This is a genomic window from Bacillus sp. RB3, from assembly GCF_030164735.1.
Classification (GTDB): Bacteria; Bacillota; Bacilli; order Bacillales; family Bacillaceae_G; genus Bacillus_A; species Bacillus_A cereus.
Window position 1 is genome coordinate 119144 of the sequence record NZ_JASNGE010000002.1, and the last position, 16248, is coordinate 135391.

Here is a 16248-nt window from a genome sequence, read left to right on the forward strand (position 1 = left end):
AAATACTCTTCTTTCAGAATCATTAATATTATATAAAATATTTTTTATATAATGATTCCATAATGTATTATAATTATGTGTATGAAAAACGATGGAGGGTGGGTGAAAATAGGGACATGCAATCAATTATAGCGTTATTTACAGATCCTAGATTTGTAGTTGGTGTTCTTTCTTTATTAGGTGTTATATATACTGTCTATAATACACGTGAAAACGTGAATAAGACTAATAATCTAAAAAAAGAACTAGAGGATCAAGCTAATAACTTAAAAAAAGAATTGGCAGATCAAACTAATGATATTACAAAAGAATTAGGCGAGAAAAACCTTAAAGCTTTAGAGCAAAGAAGATACATAGATGCCATTTGCGCAGAAAGGGTAAAATGGATAAATAGCTTACGGGATAAGTTTAGTGATTTCCTCAAGAATGTAAATCTTCAAATGATTGATGTTTACAAATTAAAAAGTGGTAACTCAAAAGTTGATGAAAATAAAATGAGTGAAAGACTTGGCGAGGTTATGTATTTAGGTAATCATATCTTTTTATTATTAAATCCTACAGAGCCTATTTGTAAGGAAATTAGAATACTGCAATTTCAAATTGGTAAGTGCTTGGAGAAATTTAATGGTTCTGATTCGGATAGACAAAAGTTGAATGATTTAGTAGATCAATTAAGCTTTTTCTATCAAGTAGTACTTAAAGCTGAATGGAAAAGGGTAAAAGAAGAAAATAAAAAAGGTGAAGAAATTGATCGAGAAACAATGAAAAAAATTTATAAAGAAACATCAGAAAATATAGATGTTGAAGTGTATGATAATTTGTATACTAAAACGGAAAGTTAAGGCGCTCTTTTAGAGTGCTTTTCATTTTGTATAAGCGTTTAGCGTAAGGAGTGAGCGATTCTCTTGATGATAATTTATCTTGATATATAAATTTTCTCTTTAATTAATTTATTATTATCCTCTATAATTAGTATGAGGAGGATTTTATGAAGACTATTAATAAATATTTACCATATTTTGTACTTGTTTCAGTTGTTATATTAGATTTGATTATTTTTTATGCGGTCATGGATGCATTGAAAGTATTAGAAAAAGAACTGATAGTGGGATTAATCGCCTTTTTGGGTTCGATTTTGGGAGGACTTATTACGCTAGTGGGGGTGAATGCAACACTTAAACATCGAGATAGAGAAGTGTTTTTACTGAGTGCTACAGAAAAGTTACTAGCGGTAGAACGATTGATTGCAGATCTTAAAGGATATCTGAATACGATTACCATCACTAATGCGAAAAATATGGATATACCAAATAAATGTTTAGAGATACAAGCAATAATTCAGTCGTTTGAAAATGTTTTAAATACTAATAAAGAAATAATTTATAAAAACATAGAGTACGATAAAGTCCAATATATTAATATCTACCATAGCTCGTTAAAATCGATGTGTCATAAAAGATTTATCGATGAACAAGAGAAAGATGAATGTATTGATAAAGTCCAATCAATTTTTGGGATTTTATTAGAAAGTAAGGAAGAAATTCAAAGTAAATATTATAAATATAAAAAGCACAATAATCATTAATTATTGTGCTTTTTCTTTTGCACAAAACAAACTCGAACGTGAGGTGGCATGGCTTTTGTGTTTCTTATTGAGCCTAGTAATGTTGCTGGGTTGATTGGTGACATAAATACCCCTTTTGAAAAACTATTATCTTAGGATGATGGTTATTGCATATCTTAATGATAGAATATAGTATTATTAGTAGTATTAATAATAAAAGGGAGTGGAAATATGAGTTTGGTATCAGTCGTTGCACATGAATTGTTCATTACAGTTGTGTCAGATGGTCTAGCTGTGACAACATATGGTGATGGTAGGGTTGTAAGAAATGAAGAGTGTCCAAAGTTTCATATGATAAGTCCTAAACAATTTGTAGCTTATACAGGTGTTAAAGAGATTAGTGATGAAGTACTAGCAGGTTATCCAAATAGAATAGAAGAGTATAATCTAGGAATTCTTAAGGAAGAACTTAAGGAAAGAGTAAATAGCTTTTCTTATGAGAATGGAAATCGTATCGCTATGGTTGTAGGTGGAGTGTGTAATAATGAGATTGTTGCCTATAGTTTTAACAATGATCCAATGGTTAGAGACATTTCGTTGAATACTGAAGATGGAAATATGCCGTTTGTAGTCTTGCAAAGTCCACTAGTTGAAGAGGATTTAACTAATAAGCTTTTTGAGATGTTGTCGAGTGAAGTGATAACTCATCCGAATGATGTTTTAAGAATTCAAAGGGAATTTACTGAGTACGTAGATGGGATAGACGAAAGTGTTAACGGTAATACTTATGAATCCTTGATTGTTAAGACGCCTTAATGGCGTTTTTTTATTTGATATTTATAATTAGAGTAAGTATTGGGGTAATGATAATATAAAAAATTGACCGCGAGGTGGCAGGTGAAATGCAGATGGCTTTTACAATCTATATTGAAACTGATAAATTCAATAAAATGGAGCAATGCTTTAGAGTTGCTTGCTAATTGAGAGGAGAATGATTACACGGTAAAGAAGATATGTGATGTTACTGGTGTAAGACGTATGGTACTTTATGAAAGAGCAAAAGAAAAGGGGATTATGTAGGAGGGGTAATATGGCTAGAGCTAGGAGTGAAAAAAGCTACGCTGCTTATGAAATATGGAAAAGAGCGAACGGGAAAATATTATTAAAAGATATAGCTAAAGAAATTGGTGTCTCTGAGTCACAGATTAGAAAATGGAAGTATTACTATAAGTGGAATGAACAAAGAGAATGTTTAAATGTTGATGGGAAAAAATCCGAAAATAACATCCAAGAAGATAATAAAAAGACACTTTATCTCCAAGTTCTTAATGTAGTAACCACAGCTATAAAATCTGATGATGTATCCATCGAGAGCAAATTAAAAGCTTGTGATTTGTTAGTTAAATTGATGGAAGACCAGGGATTAGGAAGGAAAATAAACAAAATTGAAAGACGAGTGAACCTTTATCTAGGCGATTCTATTTCGAATGAACAGTGGGAAGAATGTAAAACTTACTTTAGAAATGAAGATAACGAAAGTTGCTGTGCATACTGTGGAGATGTTGCGGATAGTTTGGAAAAGGAACATATCATTTCTGTAGATAAAGGTGGAACATATAGTATCAACAATATCATTCCAGCATGTTCAAGATGTAACAGAACGAAAAATAATCAAGATTTGAACGATTGGTTTAGAAGCCAACCTTTTTTTCACCAAAATCGATTAGATAAGATAGTAGAGTATCAACGAATTAGTAGTGAAAAGTATATAGATTAAAAAAGATCACTTCTTATAAGGTGGTCTTTTTTAATTTGTATACAAGATTGGAGATGAAAAGGTGATGTGACATGAGTAGACGAAGCCCAGAACGAGATAAAGCGTTTGAGATGTACAAGAATTCGAAAGGCGAAATTCCTATTGAAGACATAGCTGGTGATTTAGGAAAGAGTGTTTCTTTAATTAGAAAATGGAAAACGCTTGATAAATGGGATGAAAACATTACTGGTAATATTACCGTTGGTAAAAAGGTAATTACTAATGTTAAAAATCCCAAGACAAAAGCCAAGTTAAAAAAGATGCTAGATGATGAAGAGCTGACTGAACAAGAACGGCTCTTTTGTTTGTATTACGTAAAGTATTTTAACGGTACGCAAGCTGCACTGAAAGCTGGTTATGCAAAGGGGAGCGCACATGTTACGAGTAGCCGGTTGCTGAGGAGAGAACGTGTAGCATCGTACATCAGGGAGATTAAAGGTGAAATGGTTGAGAATATCTTTTTGGAAGCGATGGATGTATTGAATGAGTACATCAAGATTGCTTTTGCGGATATTACGAATTACGTAACCTTTGGTCAAAAAGATGTAGAAGTGATGGGGCCGTTTGGACCTGTAAAAGATGAAGACGGAAAGCCGGTCATGAGGACCATTAGTTATGTTGATTTTAACGAATCTGATATGGTTGATGGTTCTATCATTGCGGAAGTGAAAAAAGGCAAAGAAGGCGTTTCTATCAAGCTTGCTGACAAGATGAGAGCACTTGATAAACTAGCGATGTACTTCGATTTAGTGCCTGATAACTTCAAGCGAAAAATTGAAGAAGAACGTCACAAGATGCATATGGAAGTACAGAAAGCGAACATAAAGAAAGCTAATGCTGAAATTGCAAATTTAACTGGTGATGAAGATGCTGATAATGCAGAAGCAATTCAAGATTTCTTACAAGCAACTGCTCCTGATCCAGAAAAGATGAAAGAAGTATTTGGTGATGCAGATGGCGAGGATTAAAAAGCGGAAAACCAAATCGTTTAAGTTCCAGCCGTTTTCAAATAAACAATTACAATTATTGTGGTGGTGGCGAGATGGTTCGCCATATGAGAATCATGACATCGTTATTGCAGATGGAGCAATTCGTTCTGGTAAAACAATTTCGATGATCTGTAGCTTCTTGCAATGGTCACAAGAAAAGTTTAAAGGTGAGTCATTTATCATTGCTGGTAAATCAATTGGCTCATTAAAACGTAACGTAATCAACCCTATGATACAAATACTTACCGCATGGGGTTGGCGATATGATTACAACCGTTCTGAAAACTATCTGCAAATTGGGTGGAATACGTACTACTTGTTTGGAGCTAATAAGGAGAATTCGCAGGATACGTTACAAGGTTTAACTGCTGCTGGCTCATTAGCTGATGAAGCTGCGCTATTTCCTAAATCATTTATAGATCAAATGATTGGGCGGTGTTCTGTTGATGGCGCAAAGATATTTATGAACTGCAACCCTGGTTCGCCATATCACTTTGTAAAAACAGAGCTTATCGATAAGAAAAAAGAGAAGTTAGTTTGTCATTTGAAATTTACAATGGATGATAATTTATCTCTTTCTGAGAAAGTAAAAGACCGCTTTAAACGTATGTTTAGTGGTGTGTTCTATCAACGCTATATATTAGGTTTATGGGTAATGGCGGAAGGTTTAATATATAGTATGTTTAATGAAGAGGAACATGTTGTACCGTCGCATCCAAGAAAATACGAACAGTACTATATCTCCTGCGATTACGGTACACAAAACCCTATGGCTTTTGGTTTATGGGGCTTATATGGTGGCATTTGGTATAAGGTGAAAGAATACCATCATGACGCTCGTAAGAAGAATTTACAAAAGTCAGATGAACAATATTATGATGATTTAGTTGAGTTTGCAAACGGTCTAACCAAGCGTATTATCGTAGACCCATCGGCAAGCTCATTTATTATTTTACTGAAACAAAAAGGTTGGAAAGTAAAAAAAGCAAAGAACGATGTATTAGATGGAATACGAAATGTAGCAACTGCATTAACAACGGAATTAATTAAATTCTGCGATTGTTGCAAAGAAACGTTCCGTGAATTTTCTTCTTATGTATGGGATGAAAAAGCAATGGAACGCGGGGAAGACAAACCAATTAAGCAGAATGACCATCAAATGGATGCTGATCGCTATTTTGTAAATACCGTAATTATGTCTAATAACAAAGCTAGAGCAGTTAAGTCAATTTATTAAGGAGGTGAGACGATGTTTGAACATTACATTCCGTTACTGGATGAACAAAATGGTGAGCCTACACGGAAGCTGCTCAAGAAGATTATTGATGAGTTTGAACCATTAAAAAAACGCATGATTAATAGGTATGAACGCTATAAAGCAAGCGAAAAGGGTGTACCTATCTTCACACGTGAGTTTAAAGGTGATGGAAATAAGGATAAGGTTAACAACAAGCTGAACAATGACTTCTTCTCTGAAATTATTGATACAAAGATTGGTTATATGTTTGGATTACCTATTTCATATAGCTTAGATCATGAAGATGAGGAAGTATTAAAACAAATCCAAGATTTCTTAAAGGCAAATCATACTGAAGATGCTGATGCAGAAACAGGTAAATTTGCTTCTATCTGTGGATACGGGGCAAGGCTACTTTACCATGATAAAGATGGTGAAGAAAAGGCTATGAATATCAAACCTTATGAAGCTATTTTCCTTACTAATTCAAGCATCGCAGAACCCAAATACGCTATCCGCTGCTATCCAATCAAAGTAATTGACGGTGATGACTTTAAAGATGGATATAAAGTGGAATTTTACAATGATACGCAAATCATTGAGTACACTGGTGAAGATTTAGATAAGCTGAAAGAAACAAATCGAATCACTAATTTATACAAAGGTGTACCACTTATCGGATTTCCTAACAATGAAGAATTGCAGGGGGATGTTGATAAAGCTATTGCGCTTATTGAAGGGTACGACAGAGCACTTTCTGATGTGAACAGTGAAATTGAGCAGTTCCGCTTGGCTTATATGATTTTTAAAGGTGTTGATATAGATGATGATACTATCGAGAAGTTAAAGCAAACTGGAGCTCTTGATGTAGGTGAGAATGGCGAGGCTTCATTTTTAACTAAGGATCTTAATGACAACATCTTGGAACATCATCTAGATAGATTAGAAAAGAATATATGCCGTTTTACAAAGCATGTTAATCTTTCTGATGAATCATTCGGTGGTAACCTCACTGGGGTTGCTATTCGTTATAAGCTACTAGCATTAGAAACGAAATCAGGAACGTTAGAAATGAAATTCACTAAGTCGCTGCGACAACAATTCAAGTTACTATTCGACGCTTGGAATTTACGTTCAAACAAAGCTGAGCTTGATTATCTTTGTATGACGTTCCAATTCACGCGAAACCTTCCAGCTAACTTAGCTGATGAAGCTGATGTGCAGTCTAAACTACAAGGTTTAGTAAGCGAAGAAACACGATTATCTATGTTATCTGTTGTTTCTGATCCGAAGGCGGAGATACAGAAGATGCAGGAAGAAGAGGCTGATTCCATGAATCTCGACAAGGTAGGTGAGCCTAGTGGAATGGGACAAGAAGCAGAAACACCTCCAAAAGATAGAGGACGAGCTGGAAAAGGCGATTCTCTATCTGTATAAAGATGCTCTGGAAGAAGTCAGAGGAATACTGGCTTTTTATTATGCCAAATATGCGGTAAATGAGCAGTTAAGTATGCAGGAAATGCTTCGGTTTAATCGATACAAGAACCTGCGAAGTGAACTACAGCAAGTTATTAATGAAATAACTTATGAGAAAAAGAAAACTCTCAATGAAACACTCTCCACTCAATATGGGGAGTCTTTTTATTATACGAGTTATCTTATCGAAAAAGAGGTTGGTGTATTTCTTTCATATGGGCTGATTGACCCAAACGTCATTAAACGTGCGGTACAAATGCCAATCGATAAAATGACGCTCAATCAAAGGTTAAGTACACATCGAGTACAGATAGTTAACCGAATACGCAGAGAATTATCTATCGGTCTTAGAAAAGGCGAAGGATATGCAACAATGGCAAATCGGATTAAGCCGATACTTGATAGTGATGCGAAGAAAGCTCAAATGGTCGCTTGGACAGAAAGTGCTAGGGTGCAAAACTTAGGTACTTATGACAGTGCTTCTCACGCTTTTGATGAAGGTGTATCAATGAAGAAGATTTGGATTTCTACATTAGATAAACGTACACGTCCTACTCACCAAGCAGCAGATCATCAAAAAGTGCCGTTTAAAGGTTTATTTAAAGTGGGTGGCTATAGCTGCGAATATCCACATGATAGTAATTTACCTGCTAAAGAAGTTGTACGATGCCGCTGTACTTTCATTACTGAGGTAGCGGATGTTAGCCCATTTATTGAGAGAAGGGCCAGAAACCCAACTACAGGTAAGAATGAGGTTATTACCGCAGTTAGTTATGAAGAATGGAAAGACTCTCTTGAATAATAAAAAACACTTGAGGGCTTATAGATTACGAACTTAATAGGGCGCAATTATAGGAACTCAGAGGAGGAATAATAATGAAACAATTACAAAAGCAAGCGGAAGTACAGTTTTTAAAAGAAAGAGAACTAACAAAGTTACGGTTTCGTTTATCAAATCTGCAATTCTTTTCTGATCCTGCAATACCTGCAGATGAGACACTACAGAATGAACAAACATCACCTGCGGATGATATAAAAGATTCACTAGTTGAAGATCAAAAAGAACCGCCAGTTGGTGAACAAAAAGAACCGAAATTAGATGATGCAACAAAAACATTTATTGAGAAGATGGTACAATCAGCGGAAGATAGAGTGCGCTCTAAATATTCGAAAGAACTGAATGCAACAAAAAAGGAATTAGAGAACTATAAAACCGCTTCTATGACTGCACAAGAGAAAGCTGAATATGAGATGAAGCAACTTCAGGAACAACTAGAAGAGCGAGAAAGAGTACTTCATCAGAAAGAAATGCAGAGTGTTGCATCAGATGGTTTATCAGCGGTTGGATTGGATCTTAAATTTGTAGATTTTGTTATTGGTTCAGATGTAGAAGATACAAAAGTTAGGGTGTCAAAGTTTAATGATTTATTCTCTACTGCATTAGAAGTAAAAGTGGCTGAAAAGTTTAAAGCTGCTGGCCGAGAAATCCATGTTAGTGGCGGAACTGGAGGGGGATTTACGAGAGAACAAGTCAATTCAATGAGTCAAGCTGAAATTAATGCGAACTGGGCACAAATTCAGAAGGATATGCGCAATTGGGGTAAGTAGCACTAGGGAAGTTAAGTGATTTGAATGATACATTCAAAAAAATATAAAACGAACAAAAGAGATTGCTAGTTTAGTAATCTCTTTTGTTATGGAAAAACAATAAGGAGGAATTAATATATGTCAGTATCAACTTTTATTCCAACAATTTGGGAAGCGCGCTTGATGGCGAACTTTCACAAGCGTTCTATTGCAGATTTAATTACAACAACGCCAACGAAAATCGAAGGTAATAAGATTATCTTTAATCGTGTAGGCGCAGTAAATGTAAAAGATTATAATGGTACAATCGAATGGGATGATACCAACCCTTCTAAAGTAGAAATTAATATGGATCAACAAAAGTATTTTGCTTTCAAAGTTGATGATGTAGATGCAGTTCAGGCTGCTGGAGATTTAATCGACCCACATACACAAGAGGCAGGAGCGGTACTTCAGGAAACCGTTGATACATTCGTATTAGGGCTTTATAAAGGCGCTCATAAAACTCATACAATTGGGAGTGACTCTAGTCCAATTGAGTTATCACCTAAAAATGCATATGATTACATTGTAGACTTAAATACGATTTTAAATATTAAAAAGGTTCCTAAAACTGAACGATTCACAATCATCAATTCTCAGGTTTTAGGTTTATTATCTAAAGATGATCGCTTTACTAAGCAACCTGTTGTTTTAGAAAATGGTATTGTTGAAGGACAGATTATTAATGGATCACAAATCGTTGTATCAGAAGAAATTCACGGTACTGGTGGTAAGTATAAAATTTTAGGTCTTCATAAGTCTGCCATTGGATACGGGACACAGTTAACTGAAACAGAGGCACAACGTCTGCAAAATTCCTTTGCAGATGGTATTCGTGGTCTTATGGTTTATGGTGGAGATATCCTTCGTCAAGAGTCAATAGCGGTACTTACAGCTACAGTTACATCAATTACTCCGGAAAAACCAGGTGGAGGGGCTTAATAAGCCTTCTCCATTTTTTTCTTTTACGTAAGTAGGTGATTAGATGGAAGATATGAAAGCAGAAATTTTAAAACGTGTAAAACTGCAAGTACCTAATATAAGTGATGAAAATTTATTAATAAGCATTGAAGATACAATGTTAATGGTTGCTGAGTACACCAATAGAACTATTCCTGAATTCCCTCCTGCTTATCCAGGTATTATCGCTAAAATGGTGGTTCATCAGTATATGGAGCAGGAGAGAGAAGGAAAGAAAAGTGAATCGTTAGGTAACTATTCTGTTACTTATGATGATGTGGGAGATTACCCAGAAAGTATTACAAAAGGACTGAAAGTGAGGTTACGTGTCTTATGATTCAATCAATGATTCGTAAATTCGGAAAAGATGCTTCAGTACTTCGTAATGCTAGTTCTGACGATGGTCCATATCCAACAGAAGAGTGGAACGAAATTAACAATGTAAAAGGTGTATTAGATGCTATTCAAGGAACAAAGGATGCCCGTAACAAGAAAGTAGAAGAGAAAAGCACACATTTCTTTTATTGCCTACCATTCGATGTAACAATTCAAGATAGATTAGTTATCGACAAGAAGGTATACAGCGTTACTTATCCGGGCGATCCAATGAATGCGGGTAGATTCTTTCAAATAGAATTGGAGATGTTGCCATATGAGCGTGAAATTCCAATCCAATAGAGCCGCTGTTATGGCGAGACATTTGGCTGCAAAGAAAGCAGCTCATACTGCTATTGGTCAATTTGTATCTTCTAAAGCTAAATTACTTGCTGCTGTAGACACTGGCAATCTAAGAAGAAGCATTAGTTCTAAAGCAGAGCAAGAAAAAGTTGTTATCGGTACTTCTGCTGATCATGGAATTTATGTTGAGAAAGGAACAGGAATCTATGCGGTTGATGGTGACGGGAGAAAAACTCCTTGGATGTACCGTGACCCTAAAACAGGGAAGATGGTTAAAACTCAAGGGCAACATGCACAGCCTTTTCTTAGACCAGCAGCAGAGAGCAATAAACCGCAAATTACACAAGTTGGCACGCGAACCTATTCGTCGTTAATGAGGTAGATAGCATGAATGACTTTATAAATATATTACACAGTGAATTAAAACAGATTCATAAAGAAACGTATTATGAAATCGCTAAAACAACGGCTGAAATGCCTTATCTGGTATTCACGGTAAATGATGACAAAGAACCATGGGGACGAAAGAATATCATGCTTACAATTGATATTTACGGCACTTCCGCTCATCTTAGTAAAATAGATGAACTGATTATGAAGCTAGAAAACAATCTTCATAGAAAAAGGTTAAGCAGTGCTGAATTTGGTGCTGCTATTTCTTATCTTTCGAGTCAGAAAGTACCTGATCCAGACCCGAATATCAGACGTAAAGAAGTGCGGTTCATTTTAAGAACTTATTTTAAACAATAGAAAGGGTTGATTATATGGCAGCTCCACAACCAAAACCAGAGAATGTCCTATTCGGAGATTGGGGTGCATTCTTCTTTAATTATGGAGAAAAAGACGAACTACCTGTAGGTGCTACACAAGGCGGTGGCTCATTTAAATACGAACCAGAGTTTAAAGAAATTGAGTATGATGGTTCTCCTGGTGACACTATGGGGATGAAGCGTATCACTAAATCAAAAACTCAAATCAGTTTTAAGACACTTGAATTTTTGGATAAAGAAAAAATCAAAAACTTTATTGCTGGTTTAAAAGTATCAGAAGAGACTGTTACAAAAGACGGGAAAACAATTAAGTACGACGTGATCGAAGCTACAGAACGTCTAACAAAAGATAGCTATCTTAAAAACGTAGCATGGGTTGGCGAAACTTTAGGTGGAGATATCGTTGAAATTATCGTATATAACGCATTATCTGACGGTTCATTAGAGCTAGGATTTGAAAACGAAAGTGAAGTTGTTCCAGAAGTGACATTCACAGGACATCGTGATCCAGAAAACATTCGAAAAGTACCATGGAAAAAACGTATTTTAACAGCAACAGAAGCAGCTAAATTAATACCAGCAGGTTAAAGAGTAGGGATAATCCCTGCTCTTTTTATTTTAAGGAGGAATAAATATGACTATTGCAATTCAAGAAAAAGAATATAAAGTGAGACAAATTAATGGTGGAGATTTATTTTCTGTAGTTCGTATTTTGAAGAAATCGAAATTCAAGGTTGATATTAATTTACTTAAAGATTTAATGATGGGCGTACGAAATAAAGAAGGAGCAACTCAAGCTGATGTATTAGCTGCACAAGAGACTTTCGGGTATGACATTATCATGAAGTTTATCTTCGGATTAGAAGAAGCAGAACAGGAATTTTTTGAGTTTGTAGCCGGACTTTTAGTTCATGAAGATGAAGGTGGCAAAAAAACATCACCAGGTTGGGAAACGATTCGAACTTTAAATCTAGAAGAGTTGGTTCGATTATTTATTGCAATTAAAGATTCAGAAGTTGGGCTGGTTAAGCTTTTTTCCAATGCGGTGAACTTGATGAAATAGACTTCATCGATACGTTAGCTTCTCGCTATCCAAATATGGAGTATATAAGGAGTTTGGATGCAGAGATAGTTATTAACTTGTATCTCACCGCAAAGAAGAAACAGATGGACCGCATGTTATGGGAGGAATGGTGTGCCCTACAACCGTACTGCGATGAAACATTTCCTCAATTTAAACATAAGCGCGAAAATCCAACGCAAGAACAGGTAAAACAATACAACGATTCAATCGAACAAACACCGAAGCAGAAACTTACAAAAGAAGGAGTGTTTGCTCGAGTTGCAAAAATCCGCGGAAAGGCGGGTGAATAAATGGAACTATTTCGTATGTTTGGTTCAATATTCTTGCGTGATGATGAATTACGAGGTGGATTGAACCGAGCAGAACAGCACGGTCAACGAACTACAGGGATTTTAAATAGAGGTTTTAGTAGCGTCGGTAGAATGGCTGGTTCAATGGGGGCAGCTGTCGGGACTTCCGCTATAGCTATTGGTGGTATGGCAGGTATGGCATTAGGGGCAGGAGCCGCACTTGTTGGTATTGTTTCCGCAGGTGCTAACTTTGAACAAATCATGTCAAAAGTAGCAGCTGTTTCCGGTGCTTCCGGAAGTGAAATGAAGCAATTGGAAGCTCAAGCTAAAGAATTAGGTGCAACAACTCAATTCTCCGCTACACAAGCTGGGGAAGGGATGATGTACCTTGCGCAAGCTGGTTTTAAAACTGGCGATATTATGAAAGCAATGCCTGGCATGTTAGATTTAGCCGCGGCAGGTGCACTTGATTTAGGTACAGCAGCAGATATAGCGTCTAATATCATGAGTGGTTTTGGATTGTCAGCTGATAAAGCGACCCATACAGCAGATGTATTAGCGTTGGCTGCTTCTAACTCAAATACAAATGTAACACAAATGGGCGAAGCGATGAAATACGCTGCTGGAACTGCCCATACTGTCGGTTTCAGTATGGAAGAAACATCAGCGGCAATTATGGCGATGGCAAATAGTGGTTTGCAAGGATCAGTTGCAGGACAAGCTTTCGCTACATCTTTAGGGCGTTTAGCTAAACCGACAAAAGAAATGCGAAAAGTTATGGATGAGTTGAATTTATCTTTCTTTGATCAGCAAGGTAAAATTAAACCTTTACCAACGATTATAAAAGAATTAGAAGATAAAACAGGTAGTATGACAAACCAACAAAAATCAGCTACATTAACAACGTTATTTGGTGCAGAAGCATATAAAAACTGGGCAGCTTTAATGCAAGAAGGTAGCGAGAAATTAGAGAAAAATACAAAAGCATTAGAAAAAGCTGATGGTGCAGCTGCGAAAATGGCTAAAACTATGAATGACAATCTAAAAGGAAAGTGGATTGAATTCACATCTGCGCTAGAAGGTTTAGCTATAACGATTTTTACACTTATCGCTCCTGCATTAGCTGCTATTGTCCTTGGATTAACTCAGGTGGTCCGGTGGGTTGACGGTACAATTAAAAGGTTTGTAGATTTAAACAATTATATAGGTAATATCCAGTTAATAACCAAAGCAATTCAAGATTTTTGGCTCGCGGCTTCTGGTGATAGAAATGCCATGGTTGAGGGATATGACATTCTTACTAAACTTGGTTTCTCTGCTAATTCAATTCAGTTTATACAAGAAACTACAGCGGCAGTGCAGTATGGTGTAGAAACTATGAAAGCCCTCGTATCTGGCGATTGGGGAGCTGCTAGTAATTTCTTAGATAAGTTAGGTTTTTCGCCTGAGAAAAAGGCTGACATTATTATGTTCGTTCAGGATGTACATGCCCAATTAAGTAGTTTTATAGAAAATGTACAATCTCTAATCTCAGCTGCTGCTCCTGTAATTATGGGAATAATCGGGGCTACTTGGGATTTTATTAAAGGTGTATTCAATACAATAGCTCCTTACTTAATGCCTTTATTAACAGATGTGATGTCATTTGTGAACGGGATTATAGAAAAGATTGCAGCATTTTGGAAAGAAAACGGAACACAGATAGTTCAAGCGGTACAAAACGCTTTTTCAATTATCCAATCAATAATTTCTTTTGTGATGCCAGTGGTGATGTCTATTGTGCAATCTACTTGGGGTGCCATTAAGGACATTATCCAGGGAGCCGTAAATCTCATTATGGGGATTATTAAATTTTTTGCATCTGTTTTAACTGGTGATTTTTCTGGGATGTGGGAAGGAATAAAACAGATATTCAATGGTACGATTCAGCTAATTTGGGGGCTTATCCAATTTTCGTTTGTCAAACAAATTTTCGGTGCAGTCAAAGGGCTCGCATCTTCTTTTGGTTCTACGATTAGTAGCATGTGGTCTACTGTAGTTGGATATTTCAAAACATTTATCAAGGAACCGATCGCTTCTGTAGTTCGTATGGCAATCGATATAGGTGAAGCTGCTATGAAAATTAAAGATAAATTGATTAATCCTATTAAAGAAGCTTGGAGTGGGATTATGGGTTGGATTGATAAAATACGAAATGGAATTGCTAATATGTTTAGAGGTATTCATATTCCTGTTCCAAAGATTAGTGTAAATGGATCACTAAACCCTGTTAATTGGGCAAGTGAAGGTTTACCATCTTTCAGTATTAAGTGGGCTGCAAACGGAGCTTTAATTAAGCCTGGTAACCCAACATTAATTGGGGTTAAATCTAGCCCGGTTGTCGAGAAATCGGCAGCATAAAATATTGGGTGAATTCATGGAAACCTAAGTTTATGTATACAAATCATAAATATGGCAATCATGAGCCAAGCCTGTACGGAAACGTCAGGAAGGTGCAACGACTAGATAAAGTAAGCTAAGTAATTAAGGCGATCAAACGATGGTCTTTTTATATGCCAAAATATCCACGAGCGCCCAACACCCTAACGTAAAGTCGAGGGTGATGATATAGTCTGATACCTAAAAAATTTCCATCGAGTGTCGGTTACATATGATATGATAATATAAATAACTTGGTGGTGAATTTTATGTTATATAAAGACAAGAAATGGTTTTGTGAACAAGTAAATCAAGGTAAAACTGTTAATATTGTCGCAGAAACATTTGGTGTTTCAAAAAAGACTATTAACAATTGGGAAAAAATACATGGGATAAAACTAAAACGAGAAAAAAGAAAGTATCAAAGCAGTTGTGACGAAACATTTTTTAACGATATTGATACAGAAGAGAAGGCATATATTTTAGGATTTATAGTAGCTGATGGTTGTATTGGCACTAGTGGTAAAACAGGTAAAGGAAAATATGTGGATATCACAGTGAAAACTATTGATATCGATATATTAGAGAAAATAAAAAAATCCACTAGACTTCTTTCTAATATAAAAGATAAAAAGAATGGAGAACAAAAAAGAATTTATCTAACTTCTACTAAACTATGTGACCAATTAGAAAAATATGGAGTTGTAAAAAATAAGACTCGAACTGTTTTTTTACCTATGTTTAAAAAATCTGAAATGTATCGTCATTTCTTTAGAGGGTTATTTGATGGAGATGGATACATTGGGGAAAGACAATTCGTTTTAGCAACTGGTAGCAAACGTTTAGTTGAAGATTTAATATCTTTTACGAGAGAACAGTTTAGTTTAACTCCTAATATAAAGACAGATAAAAGTGGTAAAAACTATTTAGTCACTTTCAGTAAAAAAGATAAAAGTTTTATAAATTACATGTATGATAATTCTCAGATTTACCTTGATAGAAAATTTGACACTTACAACCGTTATTGGATTTAAATAAACATAGCGAAAGCTTAGGAGTTAAGGATAAAGAGCCTTAACATAACAATTGTGGCGATGCGAGGGGGTATGACGAAACAGTTCTTCCTTTACGCAAACAAACCTTTGATGCAATTGCTAATGGAATAATGGGGTCGCTACCATTAGCACAACAAGTAGGGGCGCAACAATATGCGTCACAAGGTCCAACTATTTTGCAAGTTAATTTAAACGGAAGAGAAATAGCAAGGGAAATATACACAGATGTTAATGAGTTTCAAGAACAAGAAAAAGAAAGACGTAAAGTATTTTAGGTAGGTG

General features: G+C 35.7%; 19 protein-coding genes and 2 pseudogenes. All 21 read left to right on the top strand.

The genetic code is table 11. The features are described 5' to 3' along the window. The first annotated feature begins 116 nt into the window (after nt 1-116). Nucleotides 117-842, top strand: coding sequence for a hypothetical protein (locus QO049_RS03480; protein WP_284489145.1), 726 nt, complete (start codon nt 117-119; stop codon nt 840-842). 146 nt (nt 843-988) lie between these two features. Further along, nucleotides 989-1585, top strand: coding sequence for a hypothetical protein (locus QO049_RS03485; RefSeq protein ID WP_284489146.1), 597 nt, complete (start codon nt 989-991; stop codon nt 1583-1585). Nucleotides 1586-1795: 210 nt separating this feature from the next. Beyond that, nucleotides 1796-2380: a hypothetical protein gene (locus tag QO049_RS03490; protein WP_098607638.1), complete on the top strand. Its 585-nt coding sequence runs from the start codon at nt 1796-1798 to the stop codon at nt 2378-2380. A 141-nt stretch (nt 2381-2521) separates the two neighbouring features. Continuing rightward, nucleotides 2522-2644: pseudogene (locus QO049_RS03495) on the top strand (recombinase family protein); the annotation flags it as partial. A gap of 10 nt (nt 2645-2654) precedes the next feature. Next, a complete protein-coding gene (locus tag QO049_RS03500) occupies nt 2655-3341 on the top strand; it encodes a phage terminase small subunit-related protein (RefSeq protein WP_284489147.1) in 687 nt (228 codons plus the stop codon). Nucleotides 3342-3412: 71 nt separating this feature from the next. After that, nucleotides 3413-4348, top strand: coding sequence for a terminase small subunit (locus QO049_RS03505; RefSeq protein ID WP_284489148.1), 936 nt, complete (start codon nt 3413-3415; stop codon nt 4346-4348). Then, nucleotides 4335-5606, top strand: a complete 1272-nt coding sequence (locus tag QO049_RS03510) for a PBSX family phage terminase large subunit (RefSeq protein ID WP_284489149.1) — start codon at nt 4335-4337, stop codon at nt 5604-5606. The genes QO049_RS03505 and QO049_RS03510 overlap by 14 nt, the downstream gene beginning before the upstream one ends. A 12-nt stretch (nt 5607-5618) precedes the next feature. Then, nucleotides 5619-7043, top strand: coding sequence for a phage portal protein (locus QO049_RS03515; protein WP_284489150.1), 1425 nt, complete (start codon nt 5619-5621; stop codon nt 7041-7043). 73 nt (nt 7044-7116) lie between these two features. Beyond that, nucleotides 7117-7884, top strand: a complete 768-nt coding sequence (locus QO049_RS03520) for a phage minor head protein (protein WP_284489151.1) — start codon at nt 7117-7119, stop codon at nt 7882-7884. Between the two features lie 74 nt (nt 7885-7958). Continuing rightward, complete coding sequence (locus tag QO049_RS03525) at nt 7959-8690, top strand: DUF4355 domain-containing protein (RefSeq protein WP_284489152.1); 732 nt, start codon at nt 7959-7961, stop codon at nt 8688-8690. 117 nt (nt 8691-8807) lie between these two features. Next, nucleotides 8808-9653, top strand: coding sequence for a phage major capsid protein (locus QO049_RS03530; protein ID WP_000116908.1), 846 nt, complete (start codon nt 8808-8810; stop codon nt 9651-9653). Nucleotides 9654-9696: 43 nt separating this feature from the next. Further along, nucleotides 9697-10008, top strand: coding sequence for a head-tail connector protein (locus QO049_RS03535; RefSeq protein ID WP_284489153.1), 312 nt, complete (start codon nt 9697-9699; stop codon nt 10006-10008). After that, the gene (locus QO049_RS03540; protein ID WP_284489154.1) at nt 10005-10349 is read left to right on the top strand and encodes a head-tail adaptor protein; all 345 of its coding nucleotides are present in this window, start codon (nt 10005-10007) and stop codon (nt 10347-10349) included. The genes QO049_RS03535 and QO049_RS03540 overlap by 4 nt, the downstream gene beginning before the upstream one ends. Next, on the top strand, nt 10324-10731 hold the full coding sequence (locus tag QO049_RS03545) for an HK97-gp10 family putative phage morphogenesis protein (protein WP_016513765.1): 408 nt from the start codon (nt 10324-10326) through the stop codon (nt 10729-10731). The genes QO049_RS03540 and QO049_RS03545 overlap by 26 nt, the downstream gene beginning before the upstream one ends. A gap of 5 nt (nt 10732-10736) precedes the next feature. Next, complete coding sequence (locus QO049_RS03550; RefSeq protein ID WP_029441608.1) at nt 10737-11099, top strand: hypothetical protein; 363 nt, start codon at nt 10737-10739, stop codon at nt 11097-11099. 14 nt (nt 11100-11113) lie between these two features. Further along, nucleotides 11114-11707 (top strand): hypothetical protein, encoded by a 594-nt coding sequence (locus QO049_RS03555; RefSeq protein ID WP_000729988.1) that lies wholly within the window; start codon nt 11114-11116, stop codon nt 11705-11707. 46 nt (nt 11708-11753) lie between these two features. Continuing rightward, on the top strand, nt 11754-12182 hold the full coding sequence (locus QO049_RS03560) for a hypothetical protein (RefSeq protein ID WP_087995056.1): 429 nt from the start codon (nt 11754-11756) through the stop codon (nt 12180-12182). 104 nt (nt 12183-12286) lie between these two features. Next, nucleotides 12287-12493 carry a hypothetical protein gene (locus QO049_RS03565; RefSeq protein WP_284489155.1) on the top strand — a complete coding sequence of 69 codons (207 nt, stop codon included), beginning with the start codon at nt 12287-12289 and terminating at the stop codon, nt 12491-12493. Continuing rightward, nucleotides 12494-14893 (top strand): phage tail tape measure protein, encoded by a 2400-nt coding sequence (locus QO049_RS03570; protein ID WP_284489156.1) that lies wholly within the window; start codon nt 12494-12496, stop codon nt 14891-14893. Nucleotides 14894-15180: 287 nt separating this feature from the next. After that, nucleotides 15181-15945, top strand: coding sequence for an LAGLIDADG family homing endonuclease (locus tag QO049_RS03575; RefSeq protein WP_284489157.1), 765 nt, complete (start codon nt 15181-15183; stop codon nt 15943-15945). 56 nt (nt 15946-16001) lie between these two features. Continuing rightward, nucleotides 16002-16241: pseudogene (locus QO049_RS03580) on the top strand (hypothetical protein); the annotation flags it as partial. Nucleotides 16242-16248: the final 7 nt, after the last annotated feature.

Coding starts and splice junctions, on each gene's coding strand:
- QO049_RS03480 (WP_284489145.1), top strand. CDS start 117: ATGCAATCAATTATAGCGTTATTTACAGATCCTAGATTTGTAGTTGGT.
- QO049_RS03485 (WP_284489146.1), top strand. CDS start 989: ATGAAGACTATTAATAAATATTTACCATATTTTGTACTTGTTTCAGTT.
- QO049_RS03490 (WP_098607638.1), top strand. CDS start 1,796: ATGAGTTTGGTATCAGTCGTTGCACATGAATTGTTCATTACAGTTGTG.
- QO049_RS03500 (WP_284489147.1), top strand. CDS start 2,655: ATGGCTAGAGCTAGGAGTGAAAAAAGCTACGCTGCTTATGAAATATGG.
- QO049_RS03505 (WP_284489148.1), top strand. CDS start 3,413: ATGAGTAGACGAAGCCCAGAACGAGATAAAGCGTTTGAGATGTACAAG.
- QO049_RS03510 (WP_284489149.1), top strand. CDS start 4,335: ATGGCGAGGATTAAAAAGCGGAAAACCAAATCGTTTAAGTTCCAGCCG.
- QO049_RS03515 (WP_284489150.1), top strand. CDS start 5,619: ATGTTTGAACATTACATTCCGTTACTGGATGAACAAAATGGTGAGCCT.
- QO049_RS03520 (WP_284489151.1), top strand. CDS start 7,117: ATGCAGGAAATGCTTCGGTTTAATCGATACAAGAACCTGCGAAGTGAA.
- QO049_RS03525 (WP_284489152.1), top strand. CDS start 7,959: ATGAAACAATTACAAAAGCAAGCGGAAGTACAGTTTTTAAAAGAAAGA.
- QO049_RS03530 (WP_000116908.1), top strand. CDS start 8,808: ATGTCAGTATCAACTTTTATTCCAACAATTTGGGAAGCGCGCTTGATG.
- QO049_RS03535 (WP_284489153.1), top strand. CDS start 9,697: ATGGAAGATATGAAAGCAGAAATTTTAAAACGTGTAAAACTGCAAGTA.
- QO049_RS03540 (WP_284489154.1), top strand. CDS start 10,005: ATGATTCAATCAATGATTCGTAAATTCGGAAAAGATGCTTCAGTACTT.
- QO049_RS03545 (WP_016513765.1), top strand. CDS start 10,324: ATGAGCGTGAAATTCCAATCCAATAGAGCCGCTGTTATGGCGAGACAT.
- QO049_RS03550 (WP_029441608.1), top strand. CDS start 10,737: ATGAATGACTTTATAAATATATTACACAGTGAATTAAAACAGATTCAT.
- QO049_RS03555 (WP_000729988.1), top strand. CDS start 11,114: ATGGCAGCTCCACAACCAAAACCAGAGAATGTCCTATTCGGAGATTGG.
- QO049_RS03560 (WP_087995056.1), top strand. CDS start 11,754: ATGACTATTGCAATTCAAGAAAAAGAATATAAAGTGAGACAAATTAAT.
- QO049_RS03565 (WP_284489155.1), top strand. CDS start 12,287: ATGGACCGCATGTTATGGGAGGAATGGTGTGCCCTACAACCGTACTGC.
- QO049_RS03570 (WP_284489156.1), top strand. CDS start 12,494: ATGGAACTATTTCGTATGTTTGGTTCAATATTCTTGCGTGATGATGAA.
- QO049_RS03575 (WP_284489157.1), top strand. CDS start 15,181: ATGTTATATAAAGACAAGAAATGGTTTTGTGAACAAGTAAATCAAGGT.